The sequence below is a fragment of the Flavobacterium sp. genome (assembly GCF_036515215.1).
Lineage (GTDB): Bacteria > Bacteroidota > Bacteroidia > Flavobacteriales > Flavobacteriaceae > Flavobacterium.
Map to the genome: position 1 here is coordinate 18,428 of NZ_DATBVQ010000122.1, position 18,137 is coordinate 36,564.

Genomic DNA, 18,137 nt, shown 5'->3' on the forward strand with positions numbered 1-18,137 from the left:
AAACGTGGCATAATCTTGAGATTATGCCACGTTTTTTTTATATTTAAACTAAAAATAAAAGATGGGGTTTTACTGGATAAAAACAAATTCAATCATAAAGAAAATATTTTCAAAGTACGTATGGGATTTACCCAACAATGAAAATAAAGTCTATCTCACGTTTGATGACGGACCAACGCCCCAAATAACGGAATGGGTTTTGGAACAGTTGCATCAGCACAATGCCAAAGCCACCTTCTTTTTTATAGGAAAAAACATCGAGGCATACCCTTCGATATTTACAAAAACAATTAACGGGGGGCACGCCATAGGGAATCATACCTTTAATCATTTGAATGGATGGAAAACAAGCACGGAAGAATACTCCACAAACATTTCTCTTTGCGACAATGCAATTTCCGATTTGACTGTGGGCGACAGCAAAAATAAGTCTAAAATATTCCGTCCTCCTTATGGAAAAATCACGCCAAAACAGGCAGCGAAAGTGCTGAAAAAGGGATATAAAATAGTAATGTGGGATGTGCTCAGTGCTGATTTTGACCAGACAATATCAAGAGAGAAATGCCTAGAAAATGTGGTTTCAAATGCAAAAACAGGGAGTATAATCGTTTTCCATGACAGTGTAAAGGCATTCAAAAACCTTGAATATGCGCTACCTAAAGTGCTAGATTATCTGGATAAAAACAACTTTATTTACGAAACAATCGGATAGAAATACAAAACAAGAAATTACAATTGTTCTTGTACGATAGCGATAATGGTATTTGCATCCAGTTCACCTGACTGCCTCCATATCATTTGTCCCGCTTTATATATCATGAGCGTAGGAAGTCCTTTTATGCGTAAAGCATCGGCTAATTCTTGGTTTTTATCCACATCTATTTTAATGACTTTAGCCTTGTCACCAAGGGCAGCTGCAACATCTCTGATGACAGGATGCATGGAAACCGAGGATTCATTCCAATCTGTGTAAAAATCAATTAACACAGGTACTTGTGCACTTATAAGTTCTCCAAATTTTGACATAAAACCAAAAATTTTAATTTTTAAATCCACTTAAAAACATAGACATTAATTTACAAATGTAGCCTTTTTAACGAATTATGCTACATTCTTCCCTTTTTTTAGTTCGATGACAGTAATTTCGGGCATGATTCCTACCCTTCCCGGATAAGCATGAAAGCCAAACCCTCTATTTACATATACATATCGGCCCAAATTTTCATATAAACCAGCCCATTGCGCATAAACATATTGCGCCAAACTCCATTTGAAGTAACCCGGAATTTCAATACCGAACTGCATACCGTGGGTATGACCCGACAAAGTTAAGTGAAAATTATTTTCGTGGTTTTTGATTTCATAATCCCAATGGCTCGGGTCATGACTCATCAAGATTTTAAAATCTTTTCTTTCTATCCCCTGAGAAGCTTTATTGATGTCTCCCGCCTTTTTAAAATTATGTCCCCAATTTTCCACTCCAATTAATGCAATTTTATCACTGCCCTTTTCAATATAAGTGTGTTCATTCAACATCAATTTAAAACCGATTTCTCCGTAAAGATCTTTAATCGCTTGAAAATTATCTTCCTTATCTTTTTCGCTGGGCCAAGTGACATATTCACCATAATCATGGTTCCCCAGCACAGAGTATTTACCATACTCATGTTTTTGAATTCTGTTGAAGGTCTCTATCCAAGGATGCATTTCCTTTGCGTCCGTATTTACGATATCGCCGGTAAACAAAATCATATCTGAATTTTGTTCGTTGACCAAATCAATGGCATAATTAATCTTGTCTGGATTATCAAAACTGCCGCTGTGCACATCTGATATTTGCGTGATCGTAAAACCGTCAAATGCATCAGGCAAATCGGGGAAAAATATACGTTGTTTTATAACTTTATAATTGTACTTCCCAATAGTTATCCCATAAATTAGTGACATAAAAGGGATTGCGGCCAAACCTAAACCTATCTGACTGACAAATTTTCGTCTGGAATTAAGAAAGGTCACATTGTCATTTTCTAAAAAATAATTGACGGAACCAGACCCAACCCTAAAGATATCCTCTCCGAGCAACAACAAAGTCAGAATCATTTTCGGGATATATACTACCAGCAGCAGTCCCATGGTAAACATCGTTTGTTGTGTTTGTCCAACAGAACGGTCAAATTTCGAAAAAGAATAAACGATAAAAAGCAAAACGAGCACGCTGATAATTTGGTAAGAAACCACAATCCACTTTAATTTTACCAAAGTTTTTAAAGCCTGAAAGGCATATAGTTCAATTACAAGAAGGACAAAACTTAGTAAAAGTATACGGATAACCATTATAATTATATTTTTAGGCAAAATAACAAATTAAGCAATTACTATGAGTTTAAATTAATCAATATTTAACTAAAATCATACCAAATTTCTGCTGTCAGGTACGCGTTCTGTAATTTTCGATTAACGTAAGACTCTTCTTTAATTCTAAATTTATGCACCCAACAGCTAAATTCAAAAAAACAAAATCAATATGGCAGATTATCATAAATATTAAAATCTGTCACTTCTTTATCTTTTAAGTTTTGTACTTTTGAAATCTTTTCAAAATCACAATTATGTCACAACAAAAACGCCTTTTTCTTCTTGATGCCTACGCTTTAATTTTTCGTGGTTATTACGCCTTTATAAAAAACCCTCGAATCAACTCCAAAGGAATGGACACTTCGGCGATTATGGGATTCATGAATTCCTTAATGGATGTCATCAAGAGAGAGAAACCTGATCATTTGGCGGTTGCATTCGATAATGGTGGAAGTAACTTGAGAAACGAAATTTTTCCGGAATACAAAGCCCATCGAGATGCTACCCCCGAGGCAATAAAAATTGCTATTCCGTATATCCAAAAATTATTGTGTGCCATGCATATCCCTATCATAGAAGTAAAAGGTTATGAGGCTGATGACCTAATAGGAACCATTGCAAAACAGGCCGAAAAAGAAAACTATAAAGTCTTTATGGTTACTCCAGATAAGGATTTTGCGCAACTGGTATCTGAAAATATTTTCATGTATAAACCTGCCCGAATGGGTAATGGAATAGAAATTTGGGGTGTTCCAGAAGTATTAGAAAAATTCGAAATAGAAAGGCCTGATCAGGTTATTGATTTTCTGGGCATGATGGGCGACGTCGCCGATAATATCCCTGGCTTTCCGGGAGTGGGCGAAGTGACTGCAAAGAAATTCCTTAAAGAATTCGGGACGATGGAAAACCTTCTAGCCAATACGGACAAGTTGAAAGGAAAAATGAAGGAAAATGTTGAAGCGAACAAAGAGAAAGGACTTTTGTCTAAAAAGTTGGCTACCATACTTCTTGATTGCCCTGTCGTTTTTGACGAAACCGATTATGAATTATCAACTCCAGATGTCGAGAAAACGGACGCTCTTTTTAATGAGTTGGAATTCCGAAGAATGGCGGAACAGTTTGATGCCATATTCAAAAAAGGCGGAACCGCAACGAACACTGCTGCCGAAGAAGCCAAATTATATAAAAAACCGCAACCGAAAAAAGAGGAACAGTTTGATCTTTTTGCAAGCGCTATCCCTAATGAAACTTCTGATGAGACGCGTCACCAATATTACAATACATTAGAAAACACGGAACATTCATATCAGATTATACAAGGCGACTTGGGCGTGAAATTACTGTTGCAAAACTTAATAAAACAAGAATCCGTTTGTTTTGACACTGAAACTACAGGGCTGGATGCGCTACATGCGGAACTTGTCGGTATTTCATTTTCATTCGAAAAAGGAAAAGGATATTACGTTCCTTTTCCGGAAAACAAAGAGGAAGCCCAGGTTTTGATTGATAAATTCATTCCTTTTTTCGAAAATGAATCAATTGAGAAAATTGGTCAAAACCTAAAGTATGACCTTAAAATTCTCTCTAATTACAATATTAATGTAGAAGGGAAATTATTTGATACCATGATTGCACATTATCTGATCAATCCGGATATGCGACATAACATGGATATACTATCAGAAACCTATTTAAAATACTCACCAAAGTCGATAGAGGCATTAATTGGGAAAAAAGGAAAGAACCAGAAATCAATGCGCGAGATTGATTTGGAAGAAATCAAAGAATATGCTACCGAAGACGCTGACGTCACCTTCCAGTTAAAACAACTTTTTTCTGTCGAATTAGAGAAAACCGAAACAAAAAAACTCTTTGAAGAGATCGAGATTCCTTTGGTAAAGGTCTTGGCGGACATGGAAAAAGAAGGCATCCGACTGGACACCGATTTCTTGAAGTCGCTGTCACATGATTTAGACAATGATATTAAAAAACTGGAAGCCACCATTTATGAAATTGCTGGAGAAAATTTCAATCTAGCTTCTCCAAAGCAACTCGGAGACATATTATTTGACAAATTAAAAATTGGCGCGGTCAAACAAAAGAAAACCAAAACAGGGCAATATGCAACGGGTGAAGAGGTCTTAAGTAACTTAGCTAATGAAAATCAAATTGTAAAAGACATTCTGGATTGGCGCCAACTGATAAAACTAAAAAATACTTACGTGGATGCTTTGCCAAATCAAGTGGACCCTGTCACCTTGAGAGTGCATACTGATTATATGCAAACAGTGGCCGCAACTGGACGTTTGAGCTCTAACAACCCCAACTTACAGAATATTCCTATACGCACAAAAAGAGGGCAACAAATAAGAAAAGCATTTGTGGCAAGAGATGAGAACTACACTTTAGTATCTGCAGATTATTCGCAAATAGAATTGCGCATCATTGCGGCATTGAGTGGCGAGGAAAATATGATTGCGGCATTTAAAAACCACGAAGACATTCATAAATCTACCGCTTCAAAAGTATTTGACGTTCCATTGGAAGAAGTTACTAGAGAACAGCGTAGCCATGCAAAAACGGTGAACTTTGGTATAATATATGGAGTTTCTGCATTTGGATTGAGTAATCAAACATCGCTTTCACGATCAGAAAGTGCGACTTTGATTGAGGCATACTATAAAAGTTATCCTAGATTAAAAATTTATATTCAAGATCAAATCGAATTTGCGAGGGAAAATGGATACGTACAAACCATTCTGGGACGTCGTCGTTATTTAAAGGACATTAACTCGCAAAACGCAATCGTACGAGGTGGCGCAGAACGTAATGCGGTTAACGCACCAATCCAGGGAAGTGCCGCCGACATAATAAAAATCGCAATGATTAATATCCACAAAAAACTGACTTCAGAAAACTCTAAAAGCAAGATGTTGCTTCAGGTTCATGATGAACTTGTATTTGATGTTCACAATTCAGAATTGGAAGAAATAAAGCAAATGATTAAATATGAAATGGAACACGCCTTTAAACTGGAAGTTCCGTTAGATGTTGATTTAGGATCCGGTAGAGATTGGCTAGAAGCGCATTAATTTCAATAAAAAAGGGTCAGTTTGATTAAACTGACCCTTTTTTATGTAATCATCAAACCACTATACTAATCGACAATCAATGTTTTTGTACTGTTTCCATAATCAGTTCTAATAACAACGGTGTACAAACCAGCTGTCAGATCTGAAGTATTCACGGCATTGTCTACTGCAGTAACTTTTTGGTTTCTGACTACTCTCCCCAAATTATCATACACTTTTACCACTCCTGAAGTAACCATAATAGGAAGTTCTATTATCAGATACTCCTTAGCAGGATTTGGGTACATTTTAAAAGATTCAATAACGAAGTCCTCATTGCCAAGTGTAAGATTTTTGGTAAGCGCACCTCTATTAGTTAACCCATGATAAACCACACTAAAACTTGCGGTATTTGATCTTGCCCATACTAGCATTAAAGAACCAGCTGAATTACTGAATGTATAATTTCCGGGAGAAACCAGAGATCTCGTTGCGATTAAAGTTCTGACCCCAGAGGAAATTGTATTTGAAGTGATAGTCCAATTTTGCGTTGCATCTAATGATGGCGGAATTTCTGGTCCATCAAAAGTCCGATCCGACAATACTGTGCCCGTACATATTACAACATCCCCGCCGGCTGTCATGGCATTAACGCCAAAACCAAGTCCAAGATAGCGGTCACTGGGCCCGATCATAGTCAATGTAACTAGGGTTGAAGAAACGTCTATTTTTGCAGAATACGCCAGCCCAGCTGTATTTGACAATACTATTGTCCCGGTAGTGAACGTTTGGCCAAACATGTTCGAAACAATAAAAAGAGCAAATAAAATTAAAGTAGAGTTTTTCATAGCTATTTAGTTTTTAGAATTTCAATTAATTTATCATCATCTGCAAGTATTGCATAATCAACCGCGGAATTACCTCGGTTATCTTTAAAATCGGGATGTGCATTCGCTTTAATCAACAACCCTACAATGTCATATTTTTTAAACATTGCGGCATATATAAGTGCAGTAGATCCGTTTGCATCAGCAATATTAACGTTAGCTTTTTTATCCAAGAGTAATTTAACAATTTCAGAATTTCCTTTTACGACTGCCGCCATTAATGCTGTTCCCATGTTGCTATTGTCGTTTATATCGCTTCCGTTTTCGATTAGAAAATTTGCAACTTTGTTATTCCCTCGATAACAAGCCAAGATTAATGGTGAAAAGCCATCACCGTTTTTAACGTTAAATGATTCTGAATCCACTTTTAGCAGTTCCTTTGCTTCTTCAACGGTTCCATTTCTGGCTATGTCAAAAACATCTTTTTGGGCAAAACAGATATTTAAAGAAAAACAAAATGCGAGTAAAAAGTATTTTTTTCTCATACCTACATAACTTATTGATTATAAGCAATAAAGATATTGTTTTTTTTTCTTAAAAAGACTGCAAAACAATATATTTTACAATAAACCCCACAAAGAAAAAGTCCTGTTTCCTTTGTGGGGTTTATTGTAAAATTCCAAATTTGAGACTATAATTTCCTGGTCGATTCTCTTTCTTTCAATTTAGTTTTGATGACAACCGTTTCATATGGTTTATTTTCTTCCTCAGACTCCAGTCTGTCGATAAGCAATCTGGCAGCTACTTCTCCAATTTCCACACCATGTTGACTAACCGTAGTTAAGCTTGGGGACAATCTTCTGGAAGCAAGTATTCCATCAGCAAAACCGATAATGGAAAGCTCCTCAGGAATTTTATACCCTTTTTTAAGACCGTACTTCAATGCCGCCACAGAATCACTTTCTTCTAAAGCAAAAATTCCGTCAATTGTATTTGCATCAAAAAACTCCTCTATTTTTTCGTTTAGATCCTCTTCGGACTCCGTCCTAAGAATTAATTTAGGGTTTACGGCAATATCGTTTTTCTCCAATGCTTTCAGGTAGCCATCGGCCCTGAGTTTACCAACGCTCAAATTATCTATCGAAGAAATTAAAGCGATGTTCTTGCATCCCAAATCTATTAATTGTTGCGTGGCGTTTATTGCGGAATCAAAATCATCAACAACCACTTTGTCGCATTCTATTCCGTCAGCGATTCTGTCAAACATTACTATAGGAGTACCGTCGTTAATAATTGACGCAAAATGATTGAACTCATGAAGTTTTTGGGCTTCCTCAGAAACCGATAAAATAAAACCGTCGATTGTACCATTACTCAACATCTCAAGAGTGTGCGCTTCTTTATCCAAAGACTCGTTCGAGATACACATAATAACATTATACCCTTTTTCATCAGCCACTTTTTCTATGCCGCTAAATACCTTGGCAAAAAAAGAATTCAGAATATTCGGAATAATAACCCCTATCGTTTTTGTCTTCCTGTTTTTAAGATTCAAACCTATGACGTTGGGTTTATAATTCTTTAATTTCGCATATTCCTTAATTTTTATCTTTGTTTGATCACTAATTTCAGGACTATCATTAAGCGCTTTTGAAACTGTAGAAACAGAAACATTAAGTTCTTTTGCAATTTGTTTAAGAGTTGCTTTGACTTTCATAATCTAAGTATGTGTTGACTTTTATTAGTAATTAAGGGCATCGAGGCTTTTACCGACTAACCAATTGCTGTGTTTATCGAATCAAAAACAACAATTTGTAACTTAAGCTCTCGTACCTTTGAATTGCAATATAAAGTATTATTATTGACAACAAAAGTAATATAAAAATAGAAAGTCTCCATTAACAATAATTCTTAAAGAGATGCGATCCAAGGAATATCAAATATACAATTGATAATCAGTACCAAAACATCTCGAAATTATTCTTTTGCAGGTATTTGTATTTAAAATAATTAATTGTACTTTTGCATCCCCTTTAATGGGGATGGAATGTTTAATTTAAATAATATTATGGACGCATTAAGCTACAAGACACAATCAGCAAGCAAAGCCACCGTTACAAAGGAGTGGATTGTTGTAGATGCTGATGGGCATAACTTAGGACGTCTTGCATCAAAGGTCGCAATGATCCTTAGAGGTAAGTACAAGCCAAGTTACACACCGCACGTTGACTGTGGGGATAACGTAATCGTTATCAACTCAGAAAAAATCAACCTTACAGGTAACAAAATGGACGAGAAAATCTACATGCGTCACACAGGTTACCCAGGGGGACAAAGAACTTTAACCGCTAAAGTATTGCAATCGAAAAACCCTGCATTACTAGTGGAAAAAGCGGTAAAAGGAATGTTACCAAAAAACAAAATTGGTGCTGAACTTTTCAGAAATTTAAATGTTGTTGTTGGTTCTGAGCACAAACAAGGTGCACAAAAACCAAGAACAGTTAACCTTAACGATCTTAAGTAATGGGAGTTATTCACAAAATCGGTAGAAGAAAAACCGCTGTTGCACGTGTTTATGTTTCGGAAGGAACAGGAGTAATCACTGTAAACAAAAAAGAATTCGCGACTTACTTCCCAACTGCTACTTTACAGTACAAAGTTATGCAACCTATGTCTATGACAGAAAATGCAACTAACTTTGACGTAAAAGTAAACGTTCACGGAGGTGGTTCAACTGGACAAGCAGAAGCTGTAAGAATGGCATTAGCACGCGTTATGTGTGAAGTAAATGCTGAAAACAGACTAATCTTGAAACCAGAAGGTTTATTGACAAGAGATCCAAGAATGGTTGAACGTAAGAAATTCGGTCAAAAGAAAGCTCGTAAGAAATTTCAATTCTCGAAACGTTAATATTGCCTGTCTTGAATACATTTATTCAAGACTCATTGAATTTATTATTGAATTTAAAACAATGTTGTTGTTGCCTACCGAGGTAGGAATTAGTTTAGCATCTAAATGTATTTAGCCGAGCAATCGCCATTCATACATTGCTAATCAACAGAACGTAAACTAGTAAAAAAAATGTCAAACAAAGTAGAAGTAAAAGAATTACTAGAAGCAGGTGTCCATTTCGGACACATGACTAGAAAATGGGATCCAAATATGGCTCCGTACATTTATATGGAACGTAATGGTATACACATTATCAATCTATATAAAACTGCAGCAAAAATTGAAGAGGCTAATGAAGCTTTGAAAAAAATCGCTGCATCAGGTAGAAAAATATTATTTGTTGCTACCAAAAAACAAGCAAAAGACATCGTTGCTGAAAAAGCAAAAGCTGCAAACATGCCTTACATCACTGAAAGATGGCCTGGTGGAATGCTAACTAACTTCGTAACTATCCGTAAAGCCGTTAAAAAAATGGCCACTATTGATAAAATGAAGAAAGATGGTACTTTCATGACACTTTCTAAGAAAGAGCGTTTACAAGTTGATCGTCTTCGTGCTAAATTAGAGAAAAATTTAGGTTCAATTTCTGATATGTCAAGATTACCGGCTGCATTATTTGTAGTGGATATCAAAGCTGAACACATCGCAATAAAAGAAGCTCAAAAATTAAACATTCCAGTTTTTGCAATGGTTGATACTAACTCTGATCCTCGTGAAGTAGAGTATGTAATTCCATCAAATGATGATGCTTCTAAATCAATCGATAAAATTTTATCTTTAGTTACAGCTGCAATTGTTGAAGGACTATCTGATAGAGGTTCTGACAAAGAGGCTGATGCAACTGCAGAAGCAGTAGCAGCTCCAGCAGCTGAAAAAGTAGCTCCAGTAGCAACTGAAACAGCGGCTCCGGCTGCCGAAGCAGAAGCTCCAGCAACTGAAGAATAAAACAAATTTTTAAATTCCAAATTTTAAATTCCAAATTCCATACAAAAATTAGAAACAATAAGTTGATAATTTGATAAAATTGGGATTCGGGATTTAAGAGTTGGAATTTTTACTTTTAACCTTAAAAAATAACACATATGGCAACTATAACTGCTGCAGACGTAAATAAATTAAGAACGATCACAGGTGCAGGAATGATGGACTGCAAAAAAGCTTTAGTTGAAGCTGAAGGAGACTTCGATTTAGCTATCGAAAACCTACGTAAAAAAGGACAAAAAGTAGCCGCAAACCGTTCTGATAGAGAATCTACAGAAGGCGCTGCGATTGCTGTCGTAAATGCTGACAAAACTGCTGGTGTTGTTATCACATTAAACTGTGAGACTGACTTCGTAGGAATGAACGAAAGCTTCGTGAAAATGGCTACTGAAATGGCTAACCAAGCGTTGAACTACGACACTAAAGAAGCATTTTTAGCTTCAGATTTCAACGGAATCACTGTTGCTGACAAATTAATTGAGCAAACAGGTGTTATCGGTGAAAAACTAGAAATTAGAACTTTCGAAAAATTAGAAGGTGCTTTTATCGGATCTTACATTCACTCTGGAAACAAAATCGCTACATTAGTTGCACTTTCTGCAGTTGTTGAAGGAGCTGAAGAAGCTTCTAGAAACATTGCAATGCAAGCGGCGGCTATGTCTCCAATCGCTTTAGACGAAACTGGAGTTGATGCTGATACTATCGCTAAAGAAATTGAAATCGCTAAAGATTTACTTCGTCAAGAAGGTAAGCCAGAAGCTATGTTAGACAATATCGCTAAAGGTAAACTAGCTCGTTTCTTTAAAGACAACACTTTAGTAAACCAAGATTACATTAAAGACAATAAATTAAGCGTTGCCGCTTATGCAAAATCTGTTGATGCTAACCTTATCGTTACAGGTTTCAAAAGAGCTGCTTTAGGATAATCTATTCTAAACTCAATATTAAATCCCATTTCAAAGCAATTTGAAATGGGATTTTTCTTTTATATTTGAAATTTAAACCCAAATTCAATGGAAACCATAACAAGATGTGGCTGGTGCTTGTCTAGCGACCTATACAAAGAATATCATGATCAGGAATGGGGAACTCCTGTTTATGATGACGCAACCCTATTTGAGTTCCTGATTTTAGAAACATTCCAAGCAGGACTCAGCTGGATCACCATCCTAAACAAAAGAGAGAATTTCAGAAAAGCATTTGACAATTTCGACTACAAAAAAATCGCACAATATTCAGAGGATAAAATCGAAGCGCTTTTATTGGACACAGGGATCATCCGCAACAAATTGAAAGTTCGATCTGCAGTTTCGAATGCCAAAGCCTTTATTATGATTCAAGAAGAATTTGGCAGTTTCTCAAAATACATATGGGCCTTTACTGGCGGCAAACCAATAATCAACAATCCAAAATCTCTTAAAGAAGTGCCTGCCACTACTCCACTTTCTGACGAAATTAGCAAAGACTTAAAGAAACGCGGTTTTAAATTTGTGGGATCAACGGTTATTTACGCGCATATGCAAGCAACGGGAATGGTGAATGACCATGTTGAAGATTGCTGGAAAAAATGACGCTACTGGTTTTTTACAATCTTTATGAACGCCTCCCGTTCAATTTCCCTACAGCCCAAACTTTCCAGATGAGGGTTATATACCTGACAATCCAAAAGTCGATAATTGGATGCCTTTAAATAGGTAACCAACGTGATAAATGCGACTTTTGAAGCATTTGAAACTTTAGAGAACATGCTTTCACCGCAGAAAATATGACCCAAATCAATCCCGTACAAACCGCCCACCAATTCGTCGTCTTGCCAAACCTCAACAGATGTGGCTATTCCCTGTTCATGCAGTTTGCAATAGGCTTCAATCATCTCATTTGTTATCCAGGTTCCGTTCTGGCCGTCACGCTCAATGTTTTGACAATTCGAAATAACGTCCCTGAAGTTTTGATTGAATGTGACCGTAAAGATCTTTCTATTGAGAATGTTTCGCATACTTTTGGACACTACCAATTCGTCCAAAAACAAAACCATCCTGGGATCGGGCGACCACCAAATAATGGGCTCCCCTTCTTCAAACCAAGGGAAAATCCCGCTTTTATAGGCTAACAACAATCGTTCCGCGGACAAATCGCCGCCGATTGCTAGGATACCATCATAGTTAGCTTGAGAAACTGGAGGAAAAAACAAGTTGGAGGATAAATAAAACATATGCTTCTAACTAAAATATAAATCTATACTGTTAAATTTGGCGAAACTAATTTACCGCAACAGTCAATTAGCTAACTTTCTAAAATGACTTTGATGAAAAAATTATCATTCTTAATCGTATTTACATTACTGTTTACGCAAATATATGGACAAAAGAACGATACTATAACGTCAAATAAAAAACTCTCTTACAAACATTTCATCATCCCAACAACATTGATTGCCAGCGGAAGCTTACTCTTGGGTTCACGACTTAATACTGATCTGCAAGAAAAGTCTAGAGTGGTCGTTGGTGAAAATTTCAATTCAGCGGCAGATGATGTTTTCCCCCTGATTCCGATAGTACAAATTTACACCGGAAAGTATTTGGGATTCCAACCTGAAAACACCGTTCTGCACCAGTCGATCGACATCGTTGTAGCCAACAGCCTTACACTGGGGATCATCACCGCGACAAAATATCTTGTAAAAGAAGAGAGGCCGGACCAATCAGACAATTTGAGTTTTCCGTCTGGCCATACCGCCATAGCTTTCACCAATGCGGCACTTCTATTCCACCAATATCAGGAATCCAACTTTTGGTACGCCAGCAGTGGTTTTTTGTTCGCCACCGCAACTGGTGTTTTTAGAATGGCAAATAACAGACACTATGCGTCCGATGTTTTAACTGGGGCCGGAATAGGACTAGTTTCGGGTATTCTGGTCTCCTATTACAATCCTTTTCAATCCATAAGATTTGGCAAAAACAGCAAAAATACCGCATTTATCTATCCGCAAATCGGGAACCAAATTGGAATTGGATTACTCGTCAGAACAAAATAATTCTGTTTTAATCTGCATATTGAGATAATCATAAACAAAAAAAGCCTTGAAAATTTCAAGGCTTCGTATAAAATAGTCGCTTTCAGTTAAAAAGGCAAATCATCCGGCTCTTCTTCATTTAAATTTGTAGCGGGTGCAAATGCTTGAGCGGAAGGCATAGGAGCTGAAGGTGCTTGCGCTTCAGAAGCTAACTTTTCGATTCTCCATCCTTGTATGCTATTAAAGTATTTCGTTTCCCCTTGTGGACTTACCCATTCTCTTCCTCTTAGATTGATGGAAACTTTTACCGCTTCACCAACATTATAATTGTTTAACAAATCACATTTGTCTTGAGTAAACTCAACCATAATATGTTGTGGATATTGTTCATCCGTTGTAACAACCAATTCTCTCTTTTTAAATGAGGCACTAACTTGTTGCTCTGGATTGACAACTTTAATTTTTCCTGTAACTTCCATCTTCGTTATTTTAATTGTTATTAAGATTATTTTTTTGCCAGAAGAACTTTCCATGCGGAAAGCACATCATCATCATTTAAGTATTTTTTAGCTTCCAAATGCACTTTTTCCAGGTCATCCGAGCTTAAAACTGCTTTTATAGAAAAATTCTGTTTTACAAATATACTAACTTCTTCTGTCGTGGGCAAGGCTTCTATGTTTCCTAATTTCCCTAAATCATTTCCATTAAAAACAATGCTTTCTTTCACATATTTCGGAATGGAATCCACACCGATTCCCAGGGTCGACAGTGGCTTAGGCACTTCAAACAGGCCCTGATTTGACCTTGAATACCAGTTACCCCCCAATCTGGAGACTAAATCGATTTTATGTTGATCAATAGCGCCATTTTTATCCAATATACTTTCATCAATATGAATCCGCACGACCTCACAAAGGATCAAATTTCCTGCTCCCCCTTCACTTCCCAACGGGATAATTCGATTGACTTTGCATTCAAATTGCACTGGTGATTCTTTTACTCTAAATGGTTTTACCAAATCAGACGCAACCGCGGTGAACCCCGATTTCACAAACTCATCAACACCTTCGGCATATTCTGTGCTCGCAAGCGAGGTTTGTTGAACCATATCAAAATTCACCACATTAATTACCACTTCTCTAGTCGCTTCGCAATTGATTAAAGTGTGTTTAATTGAGTTGTCGCGAACGCGTCGAGCGGGAGAAAAGACAAGAATGGGAGGATTAGCGCTAAAAACATTGAAAAAACTAAAAGGAGATAAATTTGGATTTCCATTTTCATCAATAGTGCTTGCAAATGCTATTGGGCGAGGTCCAACGGAACCTTGCAAATACGCTTGCAACTTAGCCGTTTCTAAACTTTTTGGATCAATGCTAATCATACTGAATTTTGGTGTTATTTATTTTCAATCGACAATTAACAAAAGTAGGGAAATCGTTTTACTATAAAAAGGGTGACGAATCATTTAACTCCAAAAATATATTTTCAAGCCGAAAAATAATCCATTTTACTCTCAACTAAAATAATGCTATTAATATTTCGTTATATTTATACCTCAAAATCTCGTTTATGCAGTTTTCCGAAAGAAAAAACACAACTCGTTGGATTATTATTTTTGCTTCTTTTTTGATAATATCATTAATCCTTTGGAATACCTATACCTTTTTTCAAATTTTCAAAAATGAAGAACGTTTAAAAATGAATCTTTGGGCAAATGCCCAAAAAACACTCATCAATGCAGGTGAGAATACTGATGTTGAGCTTCCTCTACAAATCTTCAGCAACAACACTTCGATACCCATAATTCTGACTGAGCATGACAGTATTATAAACACCGTTAATATTGACGAAACAATTGTAAAAAACAAAGAAAAAGCCGCGGCTTTTTTACATGATTTAAAAAATGAAAATGACCCCATTGTTATTGAATACGTTCCGGGAAAATTCCAAAAATTGTATTATGGCAATTCGGCATTACTGAATAAACTCAAATATTACCCTATAGCCTTATTGCTCATTATCGTGCTATTTGCAGCCTTAGTTTATTATTTCTACAGGAGCACTAAAATAGCCACCCAAAACAAACTGTGGGCAGGAATGGCCAAGGAAACCGCACACCAAATAGGCACGCCCCTTTCTTCATTAATAGGTTGGGTCGAAATACTTAAGGCAGACAACGTTGAAGAATCCATCACTTTAGAAATCGAAAAAGACATTGAAAGACTACAAACCATTACGGAAAGATTCTCAAAAATAGGCTCTGAACCCGTTCTGGAAAACAAAGATATCGTCGAAGAAACGCTGCAGTCCTACAATTACCTCCAGTCCCGTTTTTCAAAACAGATCGAATTTACTTTCGAAAGCGCATCATCTCCCATTTTCGTCATGCTCAACCCCACGTTACACAGCTGGACTATTGAGAACTTGGTGAAAAACGCCATTGACGCGATGAAAGGTAGAGGCAAGCTTTCTTTGCACATTGAACAAGACAGCGAATCGGTAAAGATAAATGTATCGGACACTGGGAACGGAATTCATAAAACGCACTTCAAAACGGTCTTCGAACCTGGTTTTACCACCAAAAAACGCGGTTGGGGGCTGGGACTTTCCTTAACAAGGAGAATCGTGGAGGAATACCATAAAGGAAAAATTAAAGTTCTGTGCTCCGAAATGGGAAAAGGCACGACTATGCAGCTCATTTATAAAAAGAGTAGCTGATTTATTATAAAGGAAGACCAAACAAAGTAGTTTTAAAAAACATCTCTTTTCTGGCTGCTTTACCCTTATTTAAATATTTTTTTACAAATAATTCTTGTTGCTCTATTTGAATTAAAATATCGTGAATAGCTTTTTTTAAGGACCTTACATTCGATGAATTTTTAGTCCCTACTTCGCCAATGGCATACAGAGCATCTTGACACGCCAATAATTTTTCTTTTGGAGTGTCAATCATTCTTGCTATTTCGGCGTCGGATAAAATTGGTTTAAACTGTCTATTTCTGTAATAAATAAACTCATTAAACAACTGCACGGCAATATTATAATTGCCTACGATTTTATTTAATTTTTGAATATTGGCATTTTGTTCAAGATAGTTTAATTCTTCATTCTTATTGGTAAGTCGCTCCAATATCAAATCACTTTTGACTCCATTTTCCTTGATCCTATATGAGGAGGATCGCACTTTTTCAATATCCGAAAGTTCATCTAATTTTTCGATTTCGTGGTTAAAATCGAAGAATTTTTGTGATTTGTTTATTTGGGTTTTACCCTCATGAAAATCTTTATTTGTAATGGGATAGTTAAGAAATTGCCACAGATAATCAAAAGGCATGTGCGATGAAATTGATTTTGAGGGACTAACTTTAAAATAGTTATCATTTATTCTCTTAACGAATCTGCCGTTAATAACTGCTCCAGAACCCCACGTAGGATCAAATAAATACCAGCTGCCGTCAATTTTTGCCGCGCACCAAGCGTGTGCCAAATTGCTAACTTTACCGCTTTGTTTCGTATATCCTTCAACTATAACGCTCTTGATTCCAGCTTTGTTTGCAATGGCATTAAAAACGGTTGCGTAGTCAATACAAACCCCTTTTTTCGAGTGCAATGTCTTGGTGATTCGTTCTTGCGGTGTCCCATTAAAATCATCAGTAAACATATTCTGCAGATCGTAGCTTATGTTCGCAGCTGTCCAATAAAAAACAGCCCGGATTTTGTCGTCAGCTGTTTTAAAATTAGAGTTTATATAATGGGCAATGTTTTCAGCTGAGTTACTGGAACGGACTGGCATTTTGGAAATTTGTTGATCAATCAAAAGATATTGTGGCTTGGATTGGCCAAAACTTAAAATTGACGCTAATAAAGTGATAATTAAATAATGGCTCTTCATCGTATTGGAATGGTATAATATTAAAATCTGCTTGCAGCGACTATAACATTATACGAAAACCATACCAACATATTGCATCTTAAACATTTTTAGAACTAAAAGTTGGCTTTAATTCGATTTGCCAGTTCTGCAAATTCATCTTTGGTTAATGAAACTTTATTTTGAAAACGCATTTCATCCATTTCATTAAGCGGAATCAGGTGAACGTGTGCATGGGGAACTTCTAAGCCCACAACTGCCATACCGACCCTTTTGCACGGAACGGTCTTTTCTAAAGCGATGGCTACTTTTCTCGAAAAATGCATCAATCCCAAATAGTGCGCTTCGTCCATATCAAAAATCTTATCGACTTCAAATTTGGGTATGCATAGCGTATGCCCTTTTGCATTGGGGTTCACATCCAAAAAGGCCAAATAATTATCGTCTTCGGCAATTTTGTAACATGGGATTTCACCTTTTACGATTTTCATGAAAATTGAACTCATATGCTGAATATTAGATTGTATTTGTAAATTGACTCTTTGGTTTAACCAGAGGCATTAGTCGCGGGAAATTTCCAAAATCTCAAACTGCAACACTCCGTTTGGAACGGTTATTTCAGCAATGTCCCCAACCGATTTTCCAAGCAATCCTTTCCCAATTGGGGAGGTTACGGAAATTCTTCCGGTTTTCAAGTCCGCTTCACTTTCAGCAACCAGTCTGTATTTCAATTCGATGCCATTGGACTGGTTTTTAATTTTCACATTCGACAAAACCAAAACTTTAGACACATCAAGGTGCGTTTCGTCTATTAGTCTGGCATTCGAATGCACCTCTTCCATTTTGGCAATTCTCATTTCCAGCATTCCTTGCGCCTCTTTTGCGGCATCGTACTCAGCATTTTCAGACAAATCTCCCTTATCTCTTGCCTCAGCTATATCTGCGGATGCTTTTGGGCGCATCACATTTTTCAAATAGTCCAATTCTTCCCTTAATTTTTTTAATCCCTCTGCCGTGTAATAAGATATTGCGCTCATAGTTTCATCGTTTATGTAAATAGAAAAAAT

The 18,137-nt window shown here is 36.7% G+C and carries 20 protein-coding genes; 9 read left to right on the top strand and 11 right to left on the bottom strand.

The window, feature by feature from the left end; translation table 11 throughout:
- The first annotated feature begins 61 nt into the window (after positions 1-61).
- Positions 62-712, top strand: coding sequence for a polysaccharide deacetylase family protein (locus VIH09_RS08370; protein ID WP_331579831.1), 651 nt, complete (start codon positions 62-64; stop codon positions 710-712).
- 17 nt (positions 713-729) lie between these two features.
- On the opposite strand, the gene VIH09_RS08375 is transcribed toward VIH09_RS08370, so the two are convergent.
- Positions 730-1,026: a thioredoxin family protein gene (locus VIH09_RS08375; protein ID WP_331579833.1), complete on the bottom strand. Its 297-nt coding sequence runs from the start codon at positions 1,024-1,026 to the stop codon at positions 730-732.
- 75 nt (positions 1,027-1,101) lie between these two features.
- Positions 1,102-2,334: a metallophosphoesterase gene (locus VIH09_RS08380; RefSeq protein WP_331579835.1), complete on the bottom strand. Its 1,233-nt coding sequence runs from the start codon at positions 2,332-2,334 to the stop codon at positions 1,102-1,104.
- A gap of 275 nt (positions 2,335-2,609) precedes the next feature.
- Here VIH09_RS08380 and polA point away from each other — a divergent pair, with 275 nt between their 5' ends.
- Positions 2,610-5,447 (top strand): DNA polymerase I, encoded by a 2,838-nt coding sequence (gene polA / locus VIH09_RS08385; RefSeq protein ID WP_331579837.1) that lies wholly within the window; start codon positions 2,610-2,612, stop codon positions 5,445-5,447.
- Positions 5,448-5,512: 65 nt separating this feature from the next.
- On the opposite strand, the gene VIH09_RS08390 is transcribed toward polA, so the two are convergent.
- The 3 genes from VIH09_RS08390 to VIH09_RS08400 all read right to left on the bottom strand — a co-directional run bounded on the left by VIH09_RS08390 (position 5,513) and on the right by VIH09_RS08400 (position 7,970).
- Positions 5,513-6,274: a T9SS type A sorting domain-containing protein gene (locus tag VIH09_RS08390; protein WP_331579839.1), complete on the bottom strand. Its 762-nt coding sequence runs from the start codon at positions 6,272-6,274 to the stop codon at positions 5,513-5,515.
- Between the two features lie 2 nt (positions 6,275-6,276).
- Positions 6,277-6,798 carry an ankyrin repeat domain-containing protein gene (locus tag VIH09_RS08395; RefSeq protein ID WP_331579841.1) on the bottom strand — a complete coding sequence of 174 codons (522 nt, stop codon included), beginning with the start codon at positions 6,796-6,798 and terminating at the stop codon, positions 6,277-6,279.
- Between the two features lie 146 nt (positions 6,799-6,944).
- Positions 6,945-7,970 carry a LacI family DNA-binding transcriptional regulator gene (locus VIH09_RS08400; RefSeq protein WP_331579843.1) on the bottom strand — a complete coding sequence of 342 codons (1,026 nt, stop codon included), beginning with the start codon at positions 7,968-7,970 and terminating at the stop codon, positions 6,945-6,947.
- Between the two features lie 351 nt (positions 7,971-8,321).
- Between VIH09_RS08400 and rplM the strand changes: the two genes are divergently transcribed.
- From rplM to VIH09_RS08425, 5 genes are all read left to right on the top strand, one after another.
- A complete protein-coding gene (gene rplM / locus VIH09_RS08405; protein WP_007137451.1) occupies positions 8,322-8,777 on the top strand; it encodes a 50S ribosomal protein L13 in 456 nt (151 codons plus the stop codon).
- Positions 8,777-9,163: a 30S ribosomal protein S9 gene (gene rpsI, locus VIH09_RS08410; RefSeq protein WP_007137450.1), complete on the top strand. Its 387-nt coding sequence runs from the start codon at positions 8,777-8,779 to the stop codon at positions 9,161-9,163. Before rplM ends, rpsI begins: the two co-directional genes overlap by 1 nt.
- A gap of 171 nt (positions 9,164-9,334) precedes the next feature.
- Positions 9,335-10,150 (top strand): 30S ribosomal protein S2, encoded by an 816-nt coding sequence (gene rpsB, locus VIH09_RS08415; protein WP_331579849.1) that lies wholly within the window; start codon positions 9,335-9,337, stop codon positions 10,148-10,150.
- Between the two features lie 137 nt (positions 10,151-10,287).
- Complete coding sequence (tsf, locus tag VIH09_RS08420; RefSeq protein ID WP_331579851.1) at positions 10,288-11,112, top strand: translation elongation factor Ts; 825 nt, start codon at positions 10,288-10,290, stop codon at positions 11,110-11,112.
- A gap of 87 nt (positions 11,113-11,199) precedes the next feature.
- The gene (locus VIH09_RS08425) at positions 11,200-11,757 is read left to right on the top strand and encodes a DNA-3-methyladenine glycosylase I (RefSeq protein ID WP_331579853.1); all 558 of its coding nucleotides are present in this window, start codon (positions 11,200-11,202) and stop codon (positions 11,755-11,757) included.
- A 2-nt stretch (positions 11,758-11,759) separates the two neighbouring features.
- On the opposite strand, the gene aat is transcribed toward VIH09_RS08425, so the two are convergent.
- Positions 11,760-12,398, bottom strand: a complete 639-nt coding sequence (gene aat / locus VIH09_RS08430) for a leucyl/phenylalanyl-tRNA--protein transferase (RefSeq protein WP_331579855.1) — start codon at positions 12,396-12,398, stop codon at positions 11,760-11,762.
- Between the two features lie 93 nt (positions 12,399-12,491).
- On the opposite strand from aat, the gene VIH09_RS08435 reads away from it, so the two are divergent.
- Complete coding sequence (locus VIH09_RS08435) at positions 12,492-13,220, top strand: phosphatase PAP2 family protein (RefSeq protein ID WP_331579857.1); 729 nt, start codon at positions 12,492-12,494, stop codon at positions 13,218-13,220.
- Between the two features lie 86 nt (positions 13,221-13,306).
- On the opposite strand, the gene VIH09_RS08440 is transcribed toward VIH09_RS08435, so the two are convergent.
- Both VIH09_RS08440 and VIH09_RS08445 read right to left on the bottom strand, forming a co-directional pair.
- Positions 13,307-13,678, bottom strand: a complete 372-nt coding sequence (locus VIH09_RS08440; RefSeq protein ID WP_331579859.1) for a DUF3127 domain-containing protein — start codon at positions 13,676-13,678, stop codon at positions 13,307-13,309.
- A 26-nt stretch (positions 13,679-13,704) separates the two neighbouring features.
- On the bottom strand, positions 13,705-14,580 hold the full coding sequence (locus tag VIH09_RS08445) for a flavin reductase family protein (RefSeq protein WP_331579861.1): 876 nt from the start codon (positions 14,578-14,580) through the stop codon (positions 13,705-13,707).
- Between the two features lie 188 nt (positions 14,581-14,768).
- Between VIH09_RS08445 and VIH09_RS08450 the strand changes: the two genes are divergently transcribed.
- Positions 14,769-15,917, top strand: coding sequence for a HAMP domain-containing sensor histidine kinase (locus tag VIH09_RS08450; protein WP_331579863.1), 1,149 nt, complete (start codon positions 14,769-14,771; stop codon positions 15,915-15,917).
- Positions 15,918-15,921: 4 nt separating this feature from the next.
- Here VIH09_RS08450 and VIH09_RS08455 read toward each other — a convergent pair whose 3' ends face one another.
- From VIH09_RS08455 to greA, 3 genes are all read right to left on the bottom strand, one after another.
- Entirely contained in the window at positions 15,922-16,992 is a 1,071-nt protein-coding gene (locus VIH09_RS08455; RefSeq protein WP_331579865.1) for a transglutaminase domain-containing protein, read from the bottom strand.
- Between the two features lie 194 nt (positions 16,993-17,186).
- Positions 17,187-17,576 (bottom strand): HIT family protein, encoded by a 390-nt coding sequence (locus tag VIH09_RS08460; protein ID WP_331579867.1) that lies wholly within the window; start codon positions 17,574-17,576, stop codon positions 17,187-17,189.
- Between the two features lie 54 nt (positions 17,577-17,630).
- The gene (gene greA / locus VIH09_RS08465; RefSeq protein WP_331579869.1) at positions 17,631-18,107 is read right to left on the bottom strand and encodes a transcription elongation factor GreA; all 477 of its coding nucleotides are present in this window, start codon (positions 18,105-18,107) and stop codon (positions 17,631-17,633) included.
- Positions 18,108-18,137: the final 30 nt, after the last annotated feature.

What these genes read in the sequence shown, in the direction of transcription:
- VIH09_RS08370 (WP_331579831.1), top strand. Translation starts at nt 62, where the DNA reads ATGGGGTTTTACTGGATAAAAACAAATTCAATCATAAAGAAAATATTT.
- VIH09_RS08375 (WP_331579833.1), bottom strand. Translation starts at nt 1,026, where the DNA reads ATGTCAAAATTTGGAGAACTTATAAGTGCACAAGTACCTGTGTTAATT.
- VIH09_RS08380 (WP_331579835.1), bottom strand. Translation starts at nt 2,334, where the DNA reads ATGGTTATCCGTATACTTTTACTAAGTTTTGTCCTTCTTGTAATTGAA.
- polA (WP_331579837.1), top strand. Translation starts at nt 2,610, where the DNA reads ATGTCACAACAAAAACGCCTTTTTCTTCTTGATGCCTACGCTTTAATT.
- VIH09_RS08390 (WP_331579839.1), bottom strand. Translation starts at nt 6,274, where the DNA reads ATGAAAAACTCTACTTTAATTTTATTTGCTCTTTTTATTGTTTCGAAC.
- VIH09_RS08395 (WP_331579841.1), bottom strand. Translation starts at nt 6,798, where the DNA reads ATGAGAAAAAAATACTTTTTACTCGCATTTTGTTTTTCTTTAAATATC.
- VIH09_RS08400 (WP_331579843.1), bottom strand. Translation starts at nt 7,970, where the DNA reads ATGAAAGTCAAAGCAACTCTTAAACAAATTGCAAAAGAACTTAATGTT.
- rplM (WP_007137451.1), top strand. Translation starts at nt 8,322, where the DNA reads ATGGACGCATTAAGCTACAAGACACAATCAGCAAGCAAAGCCACCGTT.
- rpsI (WP_007137450.1), top strand. Translation starts at nt 8,777, where the DNA reads ATGGGAGTTATTCACAAAATCGGTAGAAGAAAAACCGCTGTTGCACGT.
- rpsB (WP_331579849.1), top strand. Translation starts at nt 9,335, where the DNA reads ATGTCAAACAAAGTAGAAGTAAAAGAATTACTAGAAGCAGGTGTCCAT.
- tsf (WP_331579851.1), top strand. Translation starts at nt 10,288, where the DNA reads ATGGCAACTATAACTGCTGCAGACGTAAATAAATTAAGAACGATCACA.
- VIH09_RS08425 (WP_331579853.1), top strand. Translation starts at nt 11,200, where the DNA reads ATGGAAACCATAACAAGATGTGGCTGGTGCTTGTCTAGCGACCTATAC.
- aat (WP_331579855.1), bottom strand. Translation starts at nt 12,398, where the DNA reads ATGTTTTATTTATCCTCCAACTTGTTTTTTCCTCCAGTTTCTCAAGCT.
- VIH09_RS08435 (WP_331579857.1), top strand. Translation starts at nt 12,492, where the DNA reads ATGAAAAAATTATCATTCTTAATCGTATTTACATTACTGTTTACGCAA.
- VIH09_RS08440 (WP_331579859.1), bottom strand. Translation starts at nt 13,678, where the DNA reads ATGGAAGTTACAGGAAAAATTAAAGTTGTCAATCCAGAGCAACAAGTT.
- VIH09_RS08445 (WP_331579861.1), bottom strand. Translation starts at nt 14,580, where the DNA reads ATGATTAGCATTGATCCAAAAAGTTTAGAAACGGCTAAGTTGCAAGCG.
- VIH09_RS08450 (WP_331579863.1), top strand. Translation starts at nt 14,769, where the DNA reads ATGCAGTTTTCCGAAAGAAAAAACACAACTCGTTGGATTATTATTTTT.
- VIH09_RS08455 (WP_331579865.1), bottom strand. Translation starts at nt 16,992, where the DNA reads ATGCCAGTCCGTTCCAGTAACTCAGCTGAAAACATTGCCCATTATATA.
- VIH09_RS08460 (WP_331579867.1), bottom strand. Translation starts at nt 17,576, where the DNA reads ATGAGTTCAATTTTCATGAAAATCGTAAAAGGTGAAATCCCATGTTAC.
- greA (WP_331579869.1), bottom strand. Translation starts at nt 18,107, where the DNA reads ATGAGCGCAATATCTTATTACACGGCAGAGGGATTAAAAAAATTAAGG.